Genomic DNA, 19,152 nt, shown 5'->3' with positions numbered 1-19,152 from the left:
TCAGCCTTCCGGCAGCCCCGCCGCCCGCGCCAGGAGCTCGTAGGACCGGCGGCGCGTCATGGGATCGTGGCAGGCGGTGACGACCGCCACCTCGGCGCAGCGGAACTCCGCCGCCATGCGGCACAGCTTCCCCCAGACCTGCTCCCCCGTGCCGACGGCCGAATGCTCCCGCAGCCGCTCGATGCGCCGCAGCTCGGCCTCGTCATAGGCGAAGCCCTCGGCCTCCTCCGGCGGGGGCAGGGGAACGAAGCCGGCGCGCTCCCGCAGCGTGCGCTGCAACTCGCGGGAGCGGAACAGGCGCCGCGCCTCCTCCTCCGTCTCCGCCGCCACGGCGAAGACGCAGATCGCCGCGTGCGGCGCCGGCAGCACGCCGGGCCGGAAGCCGCTGTGATAGGTCTCCAGTGCCTCGGCGGCGCCGCGCCCGTCCGAGAAGAAGTAGGCGAAGCAGTAGGGCAGGCCGAGATAGGCCGCGACCTGGGCGCCATAGTTGCTGCTGCCCAGCATCCAGACCTCGGGCGGCGGCGTCCCCTGCGGCTGCGCCTGGATGCTGGCGAAGGGATGGTTCGCCGCCAGACCGTCCCCCAGCCAGCCCAGCAGGTCGGTGAGCTGCTGCGGGAAATGGTCCTCCGTCTGCCGGGCGTTCAGCGGGTTCAGCGCATAGGCGGTGCGCCCGTCCGAGCCCGGGGCGCGGCCCAGCCCCAGGTCGATCCGCCCCGGCGCGATGGCCGACAGGACACGGAACTGCTCCGCCACCTTCAGCGCGCTATAGTGCGGCAGCATGATCCCCGCCGGCCCGACCCGGATGCGCCGCGTGGTGGCGGCGATGGCCGAGACCAGGATCTCCGGCGCCGAGCCCGCCAGGGCCTCGCTGTTGTGGTGCTCCGAGAGCCAGTAGCGGGTATAGCCCAGCCGGTCCGCCAGCCTGGCGAGCTCCAGCGTATCGGGAATGGCCTCCGCGGGCGTGTGCCCGGCGAGCACGGGGGACTGGTCGAGGATGGAAAGCGCGGGCTTCATGCGGAAGAAATGGGGCGGAAACGCCCGATGCGAAAGGATGCAGCCTTGCCCGATACAACCAGTCCCGGGTCCGTCACGCCCGAACAGGCCATGCGCCGGGCCATCGCCCTGTCGCGCGAGAACATCGAGACGGGCGGCGGTCCCTTTGGCGCCGTCATCGTGAAGAACGGCCGGATCGTGGGAGAGGGGGCGAACCGGGTGGTGCCGGATGGCGACCCGACCGCCCATGCCGAGGTCACGGCCATCCGCGACGCCTGCCGCCGCCTGGGCACGCACGACCTGAGCGGGGCCGTCCTCTACACGAGCTGCGAGCCCTGCCCGATGTGCCTTTCCGCCACCTGGTGGGCGCGGATCGGCGAGATCGCCTATGGCAATGGCCGCGCCGATGCCGCCGTCATCGGCTTCGACGACGCCGCGATCTATGACGAGGTGGCGCGTCCAATCGGGGAACGTCGCCTGCCCCTGCGGCGCTTCATGGCGGAGGAGGCGATCACCACCTTCCGGGCCTGGGCCGCGAAGGCGGACAAGGTGCCCTACTGATCCGGGACGGCGGGACGGCAACGGCGATGCCGAGGGCTGCGCCCGGCGACTGGCAGCGCCGAATCGACTCTTCCAGATGAATATCCTGGCTGACCTGGGATGTTGTCCTGCCGATTGACAGCACTGGGAGCGACACCATGGCGAATGCGAGCGTGGCCGATCTTTTTGCCGAGACGCTGCAGGGCATCGGCGTCCGGCGGATCTACGGGGTGGTGGGCGACAGCCTGAACGCGATCACCGAGTCGCTGCGCCAGCGCGGCGGGATCGACTGGGTGCATGTGCGGCACGAGGAGGCCGCCGCCTTCGCCGCCGGGGCCGAGGCGCAACTGACGGGCACGCTAGCGGTCTGCGCCGGCTCCTGCGGGCCGGGCAACCTGCACCTGATCAACGGCCTCTTCGACTGCAACCGCACTCGCGTGCCGGTGCTGGCCATCGCCGCGCATATCCCGAGCGCCGAGATCGGCTCCGGCTATTTCCAGGAAACCCATCCGGAAAACCTGTTCCGCGAATGCAGCGTCTATTGCGAGATGGTCTCCAGCCCCGAGCAGATGCCGCGCGTGCTGGACAATGCCATCCGCGCGGCGGTGGGGCAGCGCGGCGTGGCCGTGGTGGTGATCCCGGGCGACGTGGCGATGAAGCCCGCCATTGCCCCCGCCACGACCACGGCGCTGCTGCCCATGGCACCGGTGGTCCGCCCGGCGGAAGGGCCGCTGGAGGCGCTGGCCGAGATGCTGAACGGCGCCTCCAAGGTCACGCTGCTCTGCGGGCGCGGCTGCCGCGATGCGCATGGCGCCCTGCTGCAACTGGCGGAGGTGCTGAAATCGCCCATCGTCCACGCGCTCGGCGGCAAGGAGTTCGTGGAATACGACAATCCCTACGATGTCGGCATGACCGGGCTGATCGGCTTCTCCTCAGGCTACCACGCCATGGAGAACTGCGAGGCGCTGCTGATGCTGGGTACGGATTTCCCGTACCGGCAGTTCTATCCGCAGGAGGCGAAAATCGCCCAGGTCGATATCCGTCCGGAGAATCTGGGTCGTCGCACGCGGCTGGACCTGGGGCTGGTCGGCGATGTCGGCACCACCATCGCGGCGCTGCTGCCCCGGCTGGTGGAGAAGCAGGACCGCCGCTACCTCGATAGCTGCCTCGCGCACTATCGCAAGGCGCGGGAGGGGCTGGACGCGCTCGCGCAAGGCCGGCCGGGCGAGGGGGTGATCCATCCGCAGCACCTGGCCCGCGTGCTGAGCGAGCAGGCGGCGGAGAATGCCATCTTCACCGCCGATGTCGGCACGCCCACGGTCTGGGCGGCGCGCTACCTGAAGATGAACGGGCGGCGCCGCCTGATCGGCTCCTGGGTGCATGGCTCCATGGCCAATGCCCTGCCGCAGGCGATCGGCGCGCAATGCGCCTTTCCCGGGCGGCAGGTCATCTCCTTCTCCGGCGATGGCGGCTTCACCATGCTGATGGGCGACCTGCTGACCCTGCGGCAGCAGAAGCTGCCGGCCAAGGTGGTGGTGCTGAACAACGGCACGCTGGGCTTCGTGGAGCTGGAGATGAAGGCTGCCGGGCTGCTGGAGACCGGCGTGGCGCTGGAGAACCCGGACTTCGCCGCCATGGCGCGGGCCTGCGGCATCCCCGCCCGCCGCGTCACCGACCCGGGCGAGCTGGAGGCGGCGGTACGGGACGTGCTGGCGGAGGAAGGGCCCGCGCTGCTGGACGTGGTGAGCAACCGGCAGGAACTCGCCATCCCGCCGAAGATCACCGCGGAGCAGATGAAGGGCTTCGGCCTTTTCGCGCTGAAGGCGGTGATGAGCGGACGCGGCAACGAGATCCTGGACCTCGCCCGCAGCAACCTGCGGCTCTGAGCCGCGCAGCCCGGGACGGGGGGTGATGCTGCCCTGGCCGCCTCTGTTCCGGGCGGCGCTGGCCCTGCCGCAGCCGGTCTGGACGCCGGTCTCGGCGCTGGTGGTGGCACAGGACCGGCTGCCCGATACGCTGCGCAGCTTCCGTGGCCGGCTGATCGGCACCGCGCTGGGCGTGGCCATCGCGATGGCGGTGCATCTGCTGCTCCACCCCCTCGGCGCGCCGCCCCTGCTGGTGCTGGGGGTGGCGACCGGTCTCGCCTCTCTGCTGGCTTCCGTCTGGCCGGCATGGCGGGTCTGCCTCTGGACCGCCGCGATCACCCTGCTCGGCCATCCGCCGGAGATGAGCATTCTGGCCAGCGGCCTCGCGCGGTTCCTGGAAGTGACGCTTGGCGCCTGCATCGCCACCGCCATCGCGGCACTGGAATTCCGCTCGTTGGTCGCCCTCGGCCGCTCTCCGTCCCGGGAAAAGGGCGGTGGTGCCCCGGGCGGCTGAGGCCGGGGGCTATCCCGCCAGATGGCGCCGCCGCAGCAGCCGGGCCAGCAGCCCGTCCACCGGCCCTGCGATCACCGAGACGGCCCAGAGCCCGCCCGCCACCAGCACGATGGCCGGGCCGGTCGGGACGTCGAGGTGATAGGACAGCAGCAGCCCCGCCGTGGAGGCGATGGCCGCCAGCAACGCCGAGGCGCGGGCCAGCCCACCGATCTGCCGCGACCAGTGGCGGGAGGCGACGGCGGGCAGCATCATCAGCCCCACCGCCATCAGCGTGCCGAGCGCCTGGAAGGCCGCCAGCACGTTCAGCACCACCAGGGCCAGAAAGAGCATGTGCCAGGCCCCGCCATGCGCCCTCTGCGCGGCGGCGAACTGGGGATCGAAGCATTCCAGAACCAGCGGCCGCCAGGCGGGGGCCAGGACCAGGAGGGTGAGGGTGGAGACCCCCGCCATCATCAGGAGCGCGTCGTCGTCCACGCCCAGCACGCTGCCGAAGAGCAGGTGGGTGAGGTCCATCGCCCCGCCGCGTACGGACACCATGGCAACGCCCAGGGCGAGCGCCAGGAGATAGAGCGCGGCCAGCGTCGCATCCTCGCGCCCGCCCGTAGCGCGGGACAGCGCCCCGGCCCCGAGCGCCACGCCCAGCCCCGCCACCAGCCCGCCCAGGGACATGGCGGTGACGGAAAGGCCGGCGACCCAGAAGCCCGCCGCCACGCCAGGCAGGATGCCGTGCGCCAGCACGTCGGCGGACAGGCTCATCCGACGCAGCATCAGGAAGACGCCGAGTGGCGGCGCGGCGAGGCTGAGCGCCAGGCAGCCGATCAGCGCCCGGCGCAGGAAGCCGAATTCGATGAAGGGCGAGAAGAGCAGGTCATGGGCGCTCATGCCAGGAACGGGGCCCCGGCCGGCGACGTGGCGGAAACAGACATGGGCTCAGGCCGCGACGGGACGGTCGCAGGCCTCGGCATCCTCGTCCCAGCCTTCCGCCATCATCCGGGCGCGCAGGCGGTTCTGCGCGGTCAGCACCGTTTCGGTCGGCCCCCAGGCCACGGCCTCCCGCGCCAGGAGCAGGCAGTCGGGGAACTCCCGGCGCACCAGCTCCATGTCGTGCAGCACCGCGAGAACGGTGCGCCCCTGGCCGTGCCAGTCCCGGACCAGCCGCAGCAGGTCCGCGGCGGTGCGGGCATCCACGGCGTTGAAAGGCTCGTCGAGCAGGATCGCCGGCGCGTCCTCGACCAGCAGCCGGGCAAAGAGCAGGCGCTGGAACTGCCCGGCGGAAAGGCTGCCCACCGGGCGCCGGCCGAAGCCATCCAGCCCGACCGCCGCCAGGGCCTCGGCAGCCCGGTCGCGGTCGGCGGCGGAGGCGCCGCGCAGGGCGCCCAGGCGCGGCCAGTGCCCCAGCATCGCGACGTCGAGGCAGGTGATCGGAAAGGAACGGTCCAGCGAGGTCATCTGCGGCAGCAGGGCGATGCGGCCGCAGTTGCGCTCCACCTTGCCCTCGCTGGGGTTGTGCAGGCCGGCGATGGCGCGCAGCAGGGTCGTCTTGCCGGCACCGTTCGGCCCGACCACGGCGGTCAGGCTGCCCTGCGGAAAGAGGCCGTTCACATGGTGCACCGCCGGGCGGCGCTCATGCGCCACCGTCAGGTCGCGGAGGCGGATGCCGCCCATGGCGCTCATGGCTGCCCCCCTGACACGGGGGCGATGTCACTCGGCACAGGCTCGTCGGACATGGCCCAGGCCACACCCAGCCACAGCAGCCCGGACAGGCCGATGGCCAGGATCAGGCGCGGGACGACACCAGTGGACAGGGCGAGCGGATCGGGCAGGCGGACCATACGTTATTACATAACATCCTGAGAGCACTGGACAAGCGCTTCCGTCCCCGCCAATTCCGCGCCCTATGCAGGACAGCCCCGCTTCCCCCTCCGCGCCGCGCGCCGGCCAGGGCAGGCCGCCGGAAACCCCTTCCTCGCCTCTGCCACAGGACGCTGCGGCAACAGACGATGTGGCGACGGACCCTGACGCGGCCGGCCGGGAAGGCCCGGCCTCTTCGCCAACCGGAAAGCCAGGCGGAGCCGCCGGAACCTCCCGCCCGCTGGGCAACGGGGCCGCCGCATCGCCTTTCCCCGCCGGAGAGGGCACCGTCCCGCCGCCGGAACCCTTGTTCGCCCCTTCGGCCGCCCCTTCGGAAGCCTCCATGGTGGCAGGCGAAGACGAGCTGCGCCGCCGGCTGCGGCGCCACAAGGCCCTGGCGGGTGGGCTGCTGCTCGTCATGGCGGCGCTGACGGTGGGGGCCTACGCCCTGCCGCCCGGCTGGTGGACCGACCTGCTGCAGGCCAGCGCCAAGGCCGGGCTGGTGGGCGGCATCGCCGACTGGTTCGCGGTCACGGCGCTGTTCCGCCATCCGCTGGGGCTGCCGATTCCGCACACCGCCATCATCCCGCGCCAGAAGGAGCGCCTCGGCGCTGCGCTGGGCCGCTTCGTGGCGGAGCATGTCTTCACGGAGCGCGAGGTGGCAAAGGTCATCGCCCGGCTCGACCTCGCCGGGGTGATCCGCAACGTCCTGGCCAACGAGGCGACGACGCGGCCGGCCGCGCGGGCCATCGCCGCCTCGGTGCCGCGCCTGCTCGCCAATGTTCAGGAGGGCAGGGCGCAGAAGCTGGTGCTGCGAATCCTGCCGCGCCTCGCCGATGGCCCCGCCGCCACGAAGCTGCTGGCCCATGCACTGCGCACGCTGGTCGAGGGCGGCAAGCACCGCGACGTCTTCGCCCTGGCGCTGGGCGAGATCCGCGAGGTGCTGCGGAACAAGGAGCAGTCCCTGCGCGAGGAAGTGGAGAAGCGCGTCCGCGACCAGGGCGGCTCCGTGGTCGGCTGGGTCGCCGGGGCCTATCTCGCCAAGCGCGTGGTCACGGCGGTGAACGGCGCGCTGGACGAGGCGCTGAATTCCGAGAATGCGGAAAGCGGGCTACGCGCCGCCTTCGACGAATGGGTGATGCGCGAGCTGGACCGCCTGGAGCACGACCCGCAGCGCGCCGCCCAGATCGGGGAGGCGCTGCGCTCGGCCCTGCGCCATGGCGTGGTGGCGGGCTGGCTGGACGATGCCTGGCACCGGGTGCGCTGGGCGGCGGAGATGGACGCCGCCAATCCGGACGGGCGGCTGGCGGCCCTGGCACGGGCCGCGCTGGACAATGCGGGCCAAGTGCTGGCAGAGGACCCCGGCGCCCGCGCCCGGGTGAACGCGGCTGTGGAGCGGATGCTGCTGGCGTTGCTGCCCTCCGCCCGGCAGCGCCTGTCCGGCTTCGTGGCCGAGGTGGTCAGTGGCTGGGACGCGCGGACCGTCACGGACCGGATCGAGCTGCGGGTCGGGCGCGACCTGCAATTCGTGCGGATCAACGGCACGGTGGTCGGCTTCCTGGTCGGGGGCCTGCTGTTCGCGCTGCTGAGCAGCGTCGCAGGATACGTGGCCTTCTAGCGGCGCCTTCGGGGGCGGGCGGCCCGCCCCGGGGAAACCAGCATAGCCCGCGGCGTGGATGCGGCCTGCACGGTTGCTCGTCGCAGGGCTGCCTGCCGGCGCGAAGCATCGTGACATATCGCGGCAAAGCATGACGATGCCGGATCAAGAACCCGTCGGTCCTCAACCGGAACGGGAAAACCGGCCAAAGTAACGGGCTGCATCACGGCAGCGTCATTCCAAGCAGAAAGCTCCGCCTAAACTTCCCTCTCCGGGCAGGCGTTAGGGCAGCAGTCCCGAGGGAGACCACGATGTCCGGCAAGGAACCGGAGACAGTGGCTGTACCCGTCGCTGAAGAAACTCTCATTGTCACCAAGCAGGACGTTGAGACAGCGCGTGTACGCGTGTCGCTGAAGACGGAAACGTTGCAAGACGTGGTCCGGGAAACCTTGCGCGGCCGCCGCGTGGAGGTGGAGCGGATCCCGATTGGGCGGGAAGTGGACCACATGCTCGAAAGCAGGGTGGAGGGCGATGTCCTCGTCATTCCTGTCGTCGAGGAAATCCTTGTGGTCGAGAAACGGCTGGTCCTCAAGGAGGAGGTCCGGCTCCGCTATGTGAGTACGACGGAAGCCCTGGAATACCCTCTGACGCGCCGCAGCCAGTCGGCGACGATCGAACGGGTGGAGGCCGGTGAAGCCGACCACGCCCGGAGCGCTTTGCAGGACCCAACACCGACACCAGCAGACGAAGGAAAACCCAGCATGACACGCATCCTTACCGGCCTGTTCGACACCCGCCAGGAAGCCGACGCGGTCGTCGAACATCTGCTCCAGCATGATGGCATCGACCGCAGCCATGTCAGGGTCTACGCGGTCGACGCGGACACCGCGTCAGACTACCGCCCGACGGACGACAAGGGTTTCTGGGCATCCCTGAAGGACCTCTTCGTCCCCGACGAGGAGCGGGCGACCTATACCGAGGGCCTGCGGCGGGGCGGCGTGGTCGTCTCGGCGGAAGTACCGGAACAGCTTCTGGATCATGCCTCCGATGTCTTCGAGAGCCATGGCGCCGTCGACCTGGACGCCCGGGAGGCGGAGTGGCGCAACCAGGGCTGGAGCGACACCACCCATGGCCTGACAACGGGCGACACCACGACTTCGCTCCCGCAGTCCCCCACTGCTCCGGGGACCATGGGCACGATGCCAGCCGCCATGCCTTCGGCGGATACTGCCAGCGCGGTGGGGACCACTCGGGACAATGGCGAGGAAGTCATCCCGATCGTCGAGGAGCAGATCCGCATCGGTAAGCGTGACACGGAGCATGGGCGTGTCCGCGTCCGTTCCTATGTCGTCGAGACGCCGGTCAGCGAGGATGTGACCTTGCGCGAGGAACACGTCGACGTGCAGCGCCGCCCGGTGGACCGGCCGGTTTCCGATGCCGACCGCATGTTCGAGGAGCGCACGATCGAGGCAACCGAGCATGGCGAGGAGGCCGTCGTCGCCAAGGAGGCGCGGGTGAAGGAAGAGGTGGTCATCCGCAAGAGCGCGACGGAGCACACGGAGACGGTGAAGGATACGGTCCGCCACACGGAGGTGGACGTGGACGACAGCAGGACACCGGCTTCCACCACCCCCACCACGCCGCCGCGCAACCCCATCTAGCGCTGGTGTTCCCGGCCGACTGCCGGCCGGTGGACGAAGCCTGAAGAGGGGCCGGGGCATAGGCTCCGGCCCGGATTGAACGGAAGGGGCAGATCAGGGATCTGCCCCTTGTCGCATGTCCTTGGTTCCTGCCGCCGGTGCCTGATGGTTTTCCCGCTAAACCGGTTTCCTCGCCTGGTGCGGCAGGGGCTCCGCACAGCGGGCGATCAGCGCCTCCGTTTCCTGCTCCGTCATGGCTCCGCCTCCCGGTGCGTGCGGCGTAGCAGGTCGATGACCTCCGCATCCTCCGTCTGCGTGAAATCCTCGTAGAAGCGGCCGACCGCCCCCAGCACATGCGGCTGCATCAGGACCACGGCCTCGTCGCAGAGGGGTTCCAGCGCGGTGACCACCTCGGGCGGGGCAACAGGCACCGCTATGATGCGGCGCCGGGCTCCCGAAGCCTGCAGCGATTGCAGGGCCACCCGCATCGTGGCCCCGGTGGCGATGCCGTCATCCACCAGGATGACGCTGCGGTCGCGGATGATGGGCAGGGAGTGGCCTGGTGCGTAGATGGCGCGTCGGCGGGCGATTTCGGTGAGCTGCCCAGCGAGGATGCGGCCGATCTCCGCGTCGGACACGCCGAGTTCGTGCCGGACATCCTCGTTGATCACACGCCCTGGCGGATTGCCGTCGGTAACGGCGCCCAGTGCCAACTCCGGAAATCCCGGCGCCGGGAGCTTCCGGACCATGAGCAGGTCCAGCGGTGCGCCCAATGCCTGCGCCACTTCATAGCCCACCGGTACCCCGCCGCGCGGCAGGGCGAGCACGAGTGGCTGTGGCAAGTCCAGCGCATGCAGCCGGACCGCCAATTGCCGTCCGGCATCCCGCCGGTCGCGGAAAACCATGGAGAGGTCTCCAGCGGCGCCACGTGCCGCGATGGCCGCTGGTGGCTACATGGTGACAGGCGGGACCTGAGGCGATGGACCCGGCGGCGGGGTGATATCCGGGCCAGGGCCGGGATTCGGCCCGTCGGGCTCCGGCGGCATGGGCGGCGCGGGCTCCTCGGGCGGCAGGGGAGGAATGGGCGTGCCGGGCGGCAGGCCGGGTTCGGGGATGGGGTTGCCGCCGGGCTGCGGGCCGGGGCTCGATGCGATCGGGGACATGGCGATCCTCCCTTTGCGACGATGCAGCGGCTGGCGCGCGGGCGACGGCCGCTCTCCCGCAAACAACGCCCCGCCGCGTCGCCCCGTTGCCATGGCGGTTCGCCCAGGAGCGGGGAGTGGAGCGCTAACGGTCAGCCGCGATGGACGGGGACGGCAGAAAGGCCAGGAGCTCCCGCAGCGTATCGTCCGGGCATTCCTCCTGCGGCGTATGGCCGCAGTCCAGCGGCCGTCCCCGCACGTCGAGCGCCTTCTCGCGCCAGGTCTCCAGCACCTCATAGAGCGCGCCGACCGTGCCGCGCCCGCCCCAGAGCGCCAGCAGCGGCGCCCGGATGCGGCTCCCGGCATCGGCGGCATCGTGCTCCAGGTCGATGCCGGCCGCGGCGCGGTAGTCCTCGCAGATGGCGTGGATGGTGGCCGGGTCGCGGTAGGGGCGGAGGTATTCCTGGATCACCGCCTCCGGCGTGGCGCCGGGGATCTTCACCTGCCCCTCGATATGCCTGCGCAGGAAGAACTCCGGATCGGCACCGATCATGCGCTCCGGCAACGGGTAAGGCTGGATCAGGAAGAACCACCAGAAATAGCGGGTGGCGAATGCCTTGTCCGTGCGGGCGTACATCGTGGCGGTGGGCGCGATGTCGAGGACGGCGATGCGCTCCACAGCCTCGGCATGGTCCAGCGCCATGCGGTGCGCGACCCGCCCGCCCCGGTCATGCCCGACCACGGCGAAGCGCCGATGCCCCAGGGCGCGCATCACAGCCACCTGGTCCGCCGCCATGGCGCGCTTGCTGTAGTTCGCGTGCCGCTCGCCCCCCGCCGGCTTGCCGGAATCGCCATAGCCGCGCAGGTCGGTGGCGACCACGGCATAGCCCGCCTTGGCGAGTGCGGGGCCGACATGGCGCCACGTCACCAGCGTTTGCGGATGGCCATGCAGCAGTAGCACCGGAAAGCCCGTGCCGCGCGTGGCAGTGCGGATGCGTAGCCCGGGCGGCACATGCGGCGTTCCGGGCGGGATCTCCACATCCTCGATGCGGAAGCCGGGCATCCATCGGGCGTCGGTCATGGCGCGGCACCTCCTTGCGGCACGATCCTCGGCCCGGAGCGGCGGGGTGTCACCTCCCTTGGCTCAGCGGACCACGGGCTCAGCGGGCCATGCGGCTCAGCGGACTGGCGTCACATAGGCCTTGCGCCCGGACAGGCCGCTGCCCTGGCCGATGCGGATACCGCCATCGGCCTGCGGCACGGCCAGGGGCGCGACCTCCACCCGGATGACGCTGCTGCCCCGCATGCCGAGCTGCCGCGCCACCATGGGGCTGACATTGAGGATGCGGTCGCCCCGGCGCGGGAACCGGTCACGCACCGCGACGATCGTGCTGCGGCGGTTGCGCAGGTTGGTGACGCGGGCGGTGGCGCCGAGCGGCAGGTCGCTGCTCGCCACGCTGTTGGACTGGGGATCGAAGCGCGCGCCGCTGGCCATGCGGCGCCCGGCGAGGTTCGGCGCGAAGACCGAGGCCTCGCCCCGGTGGATTGCGCCCGAGCGATCAGGGGCGGGGAGCATGCCCTCCGGCATGGCCGTCTGCGCCGAGGCCGGCAGAGCGGCAAGCAGCAGCAGCAGCAGTGCCGCTGCGGGCACCAGGGATCGCCGCCGCCCGGAAGGGGACGGACGCCAGCTCCACATCGTCGGGACTCCGGAATTGTACGAAGTCCGGAATGCTATGGCGCGGCGGAAAGGTCGAGGGAGCAGGCGGCACTCTCCGCCCGCCTCACCCGATCGGGAACTCCGATGAGCACCAGGAGGGAGGCGGAGGGGCCAGGGCCCTTCCGCCTCCGGCCCCGTCAGGCACGGCGCAGCAAGCGCTCGGCGATCTGCACGGCATTCAGGGCGGCGCCCTTCAGGAGCTGGTCGCCTGCCACGAAGAGGGCCAGGGTGCGGCCGGACGGGTCGCCCAGGTCGCGGCGGATGCGGCCGACCAGCACGTCGTCCTGTCCCGAGGCCTCGGAGGGCATCGGGAAGTGGTTGCGGGCGCGGTCGTCCACCAGCTTCAGCCCCGGCGCCCCGGCGAGCAGGGCGCGGGCTTCCTCCGGCGTCACCACCTCGCCGAACTCGACATGCAGCGCCATGGCATGGGCGCGCAGCACCGGCACGCGGATGCAGGTGATGCCGACCGGCAGGTCCGGCGTGCCGAGGATGCGGCGGGTTTCCGCCACGACCTTCTGCTCCTCGCCGTTGTAGCCGCTCTCCTCGTCCATCTCCGCATTGTGGCTGAAGAGGTTGAAGGCATAGGGGTGCGGCAGGACCTTGGGCTCGAAACCCTCGCCACGCAGATAGGCGGCGGTGGACTGGCGCAGCTCCTCCATCGCCGCGGCGCCGGCGCCCGAGGCGGCCTGGTAGGTCGCGGCGGTCAGGCGGCGGATCGGATGGGCGCGGTGAAGCGGGGCGAGCGCCACGGTGGCGATGGCGGCGACGCAATTCGGGTTGGCGATGATGCCGGCATGGCTCACCATGCTCTCCGCATTCACCTCAGGCACCACCAGCGGCACGTCGGCGCGCATGCGGAAAGCGGAGGAATTGTCCACCACCACCGCGCCGGCCTGGACCGCGACGGGGGCGTACTGCTTGGAGACGCCGCTGCCGGCAGAGAAGAGGGCGATGTCCACGCCCTGGAAGCTGTCGGGGCCGAGCGCCTCGATCACCAGATCCTGGCCCCGGAAGCGCATCTTCTGGCCGGCGGAACGGGGGGAAGCCAGCAGCTTCAGCGAGGCGACGGGGAAGTTCCGCGCCTCCAGGCAGTTCAGCAGCTCGACGCCGACGGCACCGGTGGCGCCGACGATGGCCACCACGGGCGCGCGGAGATCCGCGGGTCGGTCCGGGGCGCTGCTCGGCGCTTCGAGGGAAAGGTCCAGGCTCATGGGGTTCTGGTCTCTGTGTGGAGGCCAGCGGGCGGGAGCCTGTTTCGGGGCCCCGCCGCTGCCGGCGGGGTCCTCGGGGGTTCTGCTATGCCGCCGCGATCGCCGCGCGCACGCCCGAGGACGCCCCGCCGGGGGACGTCTCTTTGGTCGTAATGCGCTTGAGCGAGGTCATGGGCACGGCATGGACGCTACGGAGGCGATACGGGACTGTCCACCGGAAAAGCCATGTGTCCCTTGCGGAGCAGGGCAGCCCGGCAACGGCCTCGCCGCCCCCGGTGGTCAAGGTCGGGTGTGACCCGGCCATGAATTCGCGCCATGGGGGCTGGCGCGCCGGCGCGTCCCGCGCATGCTGGGGGCGCCATTCATGCCGGGAGCACGCCACCATGACCATCCGACGCCTGGCCGAGGAAGCCCGCCTGTCCGGCGCCACCATCGGCGGCGGGCTGATCTTTCTGGCGGGACAGGTGGCGGACGATGCCGCGCTCGATGCCGAGGGGCAGACCGCCGACATCCTGGCGCAGATCGATGCGCTGCTGGCCGAGGCCGGGACCGACAAGCGGGCACTGCTGTCCATCACCGTGGTGCTGGCGGACATCGCCGATGCCCCGGCCATGAACCGGGCCTGGGACCGCTGGCTCGACCCGGCGGCCAAGCCGGCGCGCATGACGATCCAGGCGCCGCTGGTCGATCCGCGGTGGAAGGTGGAGATCACCGGCGTCGCCCTGGCGCCGGCCACCTGACGCTTCCGGTTCGGCGGCGGCTCCTTTCGCTCCGGGCCGCCCCAATCATGCCAGGACCCTGCCAACACCTCGCCATGGGGTGGGAGAAGGATCGCCAAGACATGCCGCTTCGCCGCCATCCCGCCGGGCCTCATCCGGCCGTCCTGCCACGCCGCCGGGCGAGGCCCTGGCCATGAGCGCCATGGACCCCTGGCGCGGCCGGCGCGCCGTGGTGACCGGCGGAGCCGGTTTCCTGGGTGCCAGTCTCTGCCATGCCCTGTCCGCTGCGGGGGCGGAAGTCCTGGCCATCGACGCGATGCTGCCCGGGATGGGCGCGCATCCAGGCAACCTGGAGGGAAGCGGCGCCCGGCTGCTGCGAGGCGATCTGCGCGATCCGGCGCTGGACCTGGAGGGCGCCCTGCGCGGGGCGGACGCGCTGTTCAACTGCGCTGCCCAGACCTCCCATGCCGGCAGCATGAACGAGCCGCTGCCGGACCTGGAGATCAACGCCACGGCGCAGCTCCGCCTGATCGAGACGCTGCGCCAGACCGCGCCCCGGGCCGTGGTGGTGCACGCCTCGACCCGCCAGTTCTACGGCCGCCCGCAATATCTGCCGGTGGACGAGAAGCACCCGATCGTGCCGCCCGACGCCAACGGTGTCTCCAAGTTCGCCGGCGAGCAGTACTGGCTGCTGGAAAGCCGCGTGCGGGGGCGGCCGGCCGCCTCGCTGCGCCTGACCAACTGCTACGGCCCGCGCCTGCGCATCCGCGATGCGCGACAGACCTTCCTCGGCATCTGGATCCGCCGGGTGCTGGAGGGCGAGCCCTTCGAGGTCTGGGGTGGCGAGCAGCTGCGCGACCTCGCCTATGCCGAGGACGTGGTGGCGGCCTTCCTGGCGGCGGCGGAGACCCTGCTGGGACCGGCGCCGGAGCGTTGCGCCGGGCGGGCCTTCAACCTCGGCGGCGACGCCCCGGTCTCGCTGCTCCGGCTGGCGGAGCTTCTGGTGGACGCCGCCGGGCAGGGGAGCTACGAGATCCGCTCCTTTCCGCCCGACCGGGCGGCCATCGATATCGGGTCCTACCATGCCGACGACCGCGCGTTCCGGGAAGCGACGGGCTGGGCCCCGCGTGTGCCCCTGGCCGAAGGGCTGCGCCGCAGCGTCGAATGGTTCCGGCCGCGCCTCGCCGACTACGTCCAACCTGATCGCATCTGAGGAAGACCCCGGATGAACGTGCCCGACCTCCTGGTTCCGCAGGCCGATCCCGGCGCCGGCTACCGCGCGCAGAAGGCGGAGATCGACGCGGCGGTGATGCGCGCGCTCGAATCCGGCTGGTACATCCTGGGGCAGGAGGGCAAGGGCTTCGAGAGCGAGTTCGCTACCTGGCTCGGGCGCGGGCAGGGCGCGGCGCAGCATGCGATCGGCTGCGCCAACGGCACCGACGCGCTGGCGCTGATTCTGCGCGGCCTGGGCATCGGCGAGGGCTGCACCGTCGCCACCGTGTCGCACACCGCCGTCGCCACCGTGGCGGCGATCGAGATGGCCGGCGCGACGCCGCTGCTGCTCGATATCGACCCCGACACCTACACCATGGATGCGGACGAGCTGGTGGCCGTGCTGGAGGAGCCGCCGCCTGGCCTGCCGCCGATCCGTGCCGCCATCGCCGTGCATCTCTATGGACAGGCCTGCGACCTCGCCCCGATGCTGGAAGCCTGCCGCGCCGCCGGCGTGGTGCTGATCGAGGACTGTGCCCAGGCCCATGGCGCGACGCTGGGCGGGCGCCGGCTGGGCACGATCGGGGACGCCGCGGCCTTCAGCCTCTATCCCACCAAGAATCTCGGGGCGCTGGGCGATGGGGGCGTGATCGCCACCGCCGATCCGCAGCTCGCCGAGAAGATCGGGGCGATCCGGCAGTATGGCTGGCGCTCCCGCTACGTCTCCGACCTCGCGGGCGTGAACTCCCGGCTGGACGAGGTGCAGGCCGCCATCCTGCGCGCGCGCCTGCCGCGGCTGGACGCCGGCAATGCCCGCCGGCGGGAGATCGCCGGGGCCTATGACGCGGCGCTGGAAGGCGGCTCGCTGACACCGCCGCTGCGGCGCGAGGGTGCCACGCATGTCTTCCACCAGTATGTGCTGCGAAGCGCGGAGCGCGACCTGCTGCAGGGCCGGCTGCGGGCGCAGGGGATCGGCACGGGCATCCATTATCCCGTGCCCGTGCATCTGCAACCCGCCTATCGCGGCCGCATCGCCCTGGGCCCGGCACGCTGCGCCGAGACCGAGGCCACGGCGCGCGAGGTGCTGAGCCTGCCGATGTTTCCGGAGCTCACCGATGCACAGGTCGAGCGCGTCTGCGGCGCGCTGCGGGATCTTTGACCGTCCGCCGGGCCCCCGGCGGAGGGCAGGCCTCCGCCGGGCATGACTCTCTTGTAATGTATCAAAAACTGTAAATCCGCTCCATATCTGGATATTGTCTTCGCGACGGAAACGCCGCACCGGATAGGAACGGGGGGAAGGAATGCCGCAGGGGGGAACGGGACGGCGCTTCGTCGTCCTCGACAGCTGGCGCGGGATCTGCGCGCTGATGGTCGCGCTCTTCCACTTCACGGTGCGCGGGCACTACGTGGCCTCGTCCTTCGGCGCCCACGCCTTCCTTTTCGTCGATTTCTTCTTCGTGCTGAGCGGCTTCGTCATGGCCCAGGCCTATGGCGCGCGGCTGGACGGCCCGGCCTCGGCGCGGGACTTCCTGATCCGGCGCATCGGCCGCGTCTGGCCCTTGCATGTCTTCGTGCTGCTGGCACTGATCGGACTGGAACTGGTGAAGCTCCGGCTGTCCCATGGTGCCGAGGGGGTGGAGAACGCCGCCTTCACCGGCCGGACGGCGGCCTCGCTGATCCTGCCCAATGCTTTGCTGGTGCATTCCCTGGGCTTCCTGCGGATCGATGCCTGGAACATCCCGAGCTGGTCCATCAGCGTGGAGATGGCGGCCTATCTGGCTTTCGCCGCCGGGATGCTGGGTTTCCGCCGCGCCTTCACCGGCTTCGCCATCGCGATGGTGGTGGGCTCGATGGCCGTGCTGCTGGCCTTCACGCCACGGGACCTGAACGTCTCCTATGATTTCGGCCTGTTCCGCTGCCTCGGAGGGTTCTTTCTGGGCTGCCTGGCCCATGCAGCCTGGAGCCGTTGGGAGGCACCACCCCTGGCGCCGCGCCTCCACGACGCCCTGGAGATCGGGGCGGTGGTGCTGATGGCCGTCTTCCTGGTCTTCGCCCAGGACACCCTGGCCTTCCTGGCGGCACCGTTCTTCGCCCTGCTCGTCTGCCTCTTCGCCGGGGAACATGGCGTGGTGTCGCGGCTGCTGCGCAGCGCGCCGCTGGTGCTGCTGGGGGTGCTGTCCTACTCGATCTACCTCGTGCATTTCCCGGTCTTCGATGCCACGGCCAAAGCACTCTCAGTGCTTCAGAACCGGACGGACCTTTCCCTGCTCGGCACCTGGCGGACGGCGGATGGGCGCGTGCTGGTCGGGCTCGATTTCGGCAACCCTTGGCTGATGGACCTCGTTTCCGCCGGGCTGCTGGTTGTGACGGTACTGCTGGCCCTGCTGACCTATCGCCTGGTGGAGATGCCGGGACGGCGCTTCTTCGCCCGGCTGGTGGCGGGGCAGGGCGGACGGGCGGCCCCGGCGATCGCACCGGAAGAACGGCCCGTCCCGGGGCAGGCGGCCTGAAGCGGTTTCCGGCGCCGGCAACCGCCCCGGCCGCCCACGGAGGAGCCGGATAGTCCCCTTGGCCGACCTTCCGGTCGGGCCTATGCCACGCGGCGTTCCGCGGCCGTCACGGCCACGGGCATCTCCGCTCCCTCGGCGACCTCCACGAACCGCTCCTCCTTCCCATCCAGAGCGAGCAGGCCGCCGGTCTCCAGGTCGAAGAACCACCCATGCAGCGTCATCTCGCCCCGGGCCAGGCGGGCGGCGACGGAAGCATGGGTACGCAGGTGGTTGAGCTGCAAGGCCACGTTCTCCATGGCCAGGGCGCGAGCCGCCGCCTTGCTTTCCAGATCCGGATAGGACTCGCAGACGACGCAGCGTGCCGCATCGGCATGGCGCAGCCAGGCCTGCACGTTCGGCATGGTCTTCAGGGAATCCGGCTGCAACAGGGCCTTCATGGCCCCGCAGTCGGAATGGCCACAGATGACGATGTCGCGCACGCCCAGCACCACGACTGCATACTCGATCGAGGCGGAAACCCCGCCGGTGAACTGTGCCGTGGGCGGCACGATGTTCCCGGCGTTGCGGCAGACGAAGATCTCGCCCGGGCCGGACTGCATGATCTCCTCCGGGATCACGCGGCTGTCGGCACAGGAGATCACCAGGGCCTTCGGCTGCTGCCCGTTCTGCGCCAAATGACGGTAGAGGTCGCCGCGGCGCGGGAAAACCTCGGTGCGGAAGCGTGAGGCGCTGCTGATCACGGAACTCTGCATCGGAAGGCTCCTGTTGCGAGGAGGAACATGAACGCACGCATGAGCATTTCGTCATGTCCGATGCGGCCCACTGGGCCAGGAGTTACCGCGCTGCAACATAGATTTCCCGTGAGGCCGGGCGGACAGGAGGAAAAACCCATCTCGTCAGCCGCTTGGCCCGGCCCGCACCGGAATGGCGGAAGCCGGTCCGGATGGCCCGGGCGGACGGGCAACACTTCGTTTCGCCGGTGCTGCAAGGCGTGGTGAAACCGTGCCTTCACCCGCCTCCGGACCGGGAAATTCCACGAAGCCCCATGCAGGGCGTGGTGTTGACTGGGCCGATTGTTCTCCAGGCGAGGATAAGGAACACGATCCGTACATGCTTCGCGACCTTGGCCCTGGGCCTGGCCATCGGGACTGGCCCAGCCTTCCTGCCCACGCTGGCACAGGCGCAGGTTCCGACCAGCCAGTTCAGCCCGGGCTCCACGCCCCTGAACGACAGCCGCTCCAATCGTGGTGCCTCGGACGTGGCGCCCAACCCGAACGAGCCGGTCAGCCGGGCCACGCGCGGCGCGACACCGCGCGATGACAGCCGCAGCGCGGACAATGCACGGGGCGGGCCGGGCACCGGCCCCGTGCGGCCCCGCTCCATGCAAGGTGGGAGGCAGTCGCGGCATCAGGCCGGGTCAGGCTCACCCATGGCGGATGCCTCGCAACCGACCGGCGTGGTGATCGGCGGACCCGATGCCCGCCGGAGCACCAGCAACACGAACGGGGCCTTCCTGGGCGGCGGCGGCGTCTTCGAGCGCGCGCCGGATGGCAGCCTGCGCCAGGTGATGCGGTAGGCACCCGTCCCGTTCCGGCATTTCCCGCACGGGCGGCGGGTGCCGGGACGATGCCCCCGCGCGCA

19 protein-coding genes are annotated in these 19,152 nt (G+C 70.8%); 10 read left to right on the top strand and 9 right to left on the bottom strand.

Annotation, left to right across the window (positions count from 1 at the left end):
* Positions 1-1,014, bottom strand: a complete 1,014-nt coding sequence (locus CTJ15_RS12140; protein ID WP_075821470.1) for an LLM class flavin-dependent oxidoreductase — start codon at positions 1,012-1,014, stop codon at positions 1-3.
* Between the two features lie 45 nt (positions 1,015-1,059).
* Here CTJ15_RS12140 and CTJ15_RS12135 point away from each other — a divergent pair, with 45 nt between their 5' ends.
* From CTJ15_RS12135 to CTJ15_RS12125, 3 genes are all read left to right on the top strand, one after another.
* Positions 1,060-1,554, top strand: coding sequence for a nucleoside deaminase (locus tag CTJ15_RS12135; protein WP_314213675.1), 495 nt, complete (start codon positions 1,060-1,062; stop codon positions 1,552-1,554).
* A 137-nt stretch (positions 1,555-1,691) separates the two neighbouring features.
* Entirely contained in the window at positions 1,692-3,419 is a 1,728-nt protein-coding gene (gene poxB, locus CTJ15_RS12130; protein WP_019459722.1) for a ubiquinone-dependent pyruvate dehydrogenase, read from the top strand.
* 25 nt (positions 3,420-3,444) lie between these two features.
* Positions 3,445-3,912: an FUSC family protein gene (locus CTJ15_RS12125; protein ID WP_099781586.1), complete on the top strand. Its 468-nt coding sequence runs from the start codon at positions 3,445-3,447 to the stop codon at positions 3,910-3,912.
* Positions 3,913-3,921: 9 nt separating this feature from the next.
* Here the strand turns inward: CTJ15_RS12125 and CTJ15_RS12120 are convergent, their stop codons facing one another.
* From CTJ15_RS12120 to CTJ15_RS24380, 3 genes are read right to left on the bottom strand one after another with little or no spacing between them, the layout of a single operon-like run.
* Positions 3,922-4,794 carry a metal ABC transporter permease gene (locus CTJ15_RS12120; RefSeq protein WP_076970003.1) on the bottom strand — a complete coding sequence of 291 codons (873 nt, stop codon included), beginning with the start codon at positions 4,792-4,794 and terminating at the stop codon, positions 3,922-3,924.
* A gap of 48 nt (positions 4,795-4,842) precedes the next feature.
* A complete protein-coding gene (locus CTJ15_RS12115) occupies positions 4,843-5,577 on the bottom strand; it encodes a metal ABC transporter ATP-binding protein (RefSeq protein ID WP_216348985.1) in 735 nt (244 codons plus the stop codon).
* Positions 5,578-5,582: 5 nt separating this feature from the next.
* Positions 5,583-5,744, bottom strand: coding sequence for a hypothetical protein (locus CTJ15_RS24380; protein ID WP_019459718.1), 162 nt, complete (start codon positions 5,742-5,744; stop codon positions 5,583-5,585).
* Positions 5,745-6,106: 362 nt separating this feature from the next.
* Between CTJ15_RS24380 and CTJ15_RS12110 the strand changes: the two genes are divergently transcribed.
* Positions 6,107-7,381, top strand: coding sequence for a DUF445 domain-containing protein (locus tag CTJ15_RS12110; protein WP_076970005.1), 1,275 nt, complete (start codon positions 6,107-6,109; stop codon positions 7,379-7,381).
* A 290-nt stretch (positions 7,382-7,671) separates the two neighbouring features.
* The gene (locus tag CTJ15_RS12100; protein ID WP_226946119.1) at positions 7,672-9,021 is read left to right on the top strand and encodes a YsnF/AvaK domain-containing protein; all 1,350 of its coding nucleotides are present in this window, start codon (positions 7,672-7,674) and stop codon (positions 9,019-9,021) included.
* A gap of 230 nt (positions 9,022-9,251) precedes the next feature.
* Here the strand turns inward: CTJ15_RS12100 and CTJ15_RS12095 are convergent, their stop codons facing one another.
* From CTJ15_RS12095 to CTJ15_RS12080, 4 genes are all read right to left on the bottom strand, one after another.
* Positions 9,252-9,905: a phosphoribosyltransferase gene (locus CTJ15_RS12095; RefSeq protein ID WP_075821464.1), complete on the bottom strand. Its 654-nt coding sequence runs from the start codon at positions 9,903-9,905 to the stop codon at positions 9,252-9,254.
* A 382-nt stretch (positions 9,906-10,287) separates the two neighbouring features.
* Entirely contained in the window at positions 10,288-11,223 is a 936-nt protein-coding gene (locus tag CTJ15_RS12090; protein ID WP_079253248.1) for an alpha/beta fold hydrolase, read from the bottom strand.
* A gap of 96 nt (positions 11,224-11,319) precedes the next feature.
* Positions 11,320-11,793: a septal ring lytic transglycosylase RlpA family protein gene (locus CTJ15_RS12085; protein WP_171982279.1), complete on the bottom strand. Its 474-nt coding sequence runs from the start codon at positions 11,791-11,793 to the stop codon at positions 11,320-11,322.
* Between the two features lie 203 nt (positions 11,794-11,996).
* Positions 11,997-13,070 carry an aspartate-semialdehyde dehydrogenase gene (locus tag CTJ15_RS12080; protein ID WP_075821462.1) on the bottom strand — a complete coding sequence of 358 codons (1,074 nt, stop codon included), beginning with the start codon at positions 13,068-13,070 and terminating at the stop codon, positions 11,997-11,999.
* Positions 13,071-13,453: 383 nt separating this feature from the next.
* On the opposite strand from CTJ15_RS12080, the gene CTJ15_RS12075 reads away from it, so the two are divergent.
* The 4 genes from CTJ15_RS12075 (at position 13,454) to CTJ15_RS12060 (ending at position 17,511) form a co-directional block, all read left to right on the top strand.
* A complete protein-coding gene (locus CTJ15_RS12075; protein ID WP_075821461.1) occupies positions 13,454-13,810 on the top strand; it encodes a RidA family protein in 357 nt (118 codons plus the stop codon).
* A gap of 181 nt (positions 13,811-13,991) precedes the next feature.
* Positions 13,992-15,002, top strand: coding sequence for an NAD-dependent epimerase/dehydratase family protein (locus tag CTJ15_RS12070; protein ID WP_019459709.1), 1,011 nt, complete (start codon positions 13,992-13,994; stop codon positions 15,000-15,002).
* A 12-nt stretch (positions 15,003-15,014) separates the two neighbouring features.
* Entirely contained in the window at positions 15,015-16,160 is a 1,146-nt protein-coding gene (locus tag CTJ15_RS12065) for a DegT/DnrJ/EryC1/StrS aminotransferase family protein (protein WP_075821460.1), read from the top strand.
* Positions 16,161-16,302: 142 nt separating this feature from the next.
* A complete protein-coding gene (locus CTJ15_RS12060; RefSeq protein ID WP_075821459.1) occupies positions 16,303-17,511 on the top strand; it encodes an acyltransferase in 1,209 nt (402 codons plus the stop codon).
* A gap of 80 nt (positions 17,512-17,591) precedes the next feature.
* On the opposite strand, the gene CTJ15_RS12055 is transcribed toward CTJ15_RS12060, so the two are convergent.
* Entirely contained in the window at positions 17,592-18,263 is a 672-nt protein-coding gene (locus tag CTJ15_RS12055; RefSeq protein WP_075821458.1) for a carbonic anhydrase, read from the bottom strand.
* 371 nt (positions 18,264-18,634) lie between these two features.
* On the opposite strand from CTJ15_RS12055, the gene CTJ15_RS12050 reads away from it, so the two are divergent.
* Entirely contained in the window at positions 18,635-19,087 is a 453-nt protein-coding gene (locus tag CTJ15_RS12050) for a hypothetical protein (RefSeq protein WP_099781585.1), read from the top strand.
* Positions 19,088-19,152 lie beyond the last annotated feature (65 nt).

Source organism: Roseomonas sp. FDAARGOS_362 (genome assembly GCF_002754815.1).
Classification (GTDB): Bacteria; Pseudomonadota; Alphaproteobacteria; order Acetobacterales; family Acetobacteraceae; genus Roseomonas; species Roseomonas mucosa.
This window is presented reverse-complemented; position numbering and strand designations above follow the sequence as displayed.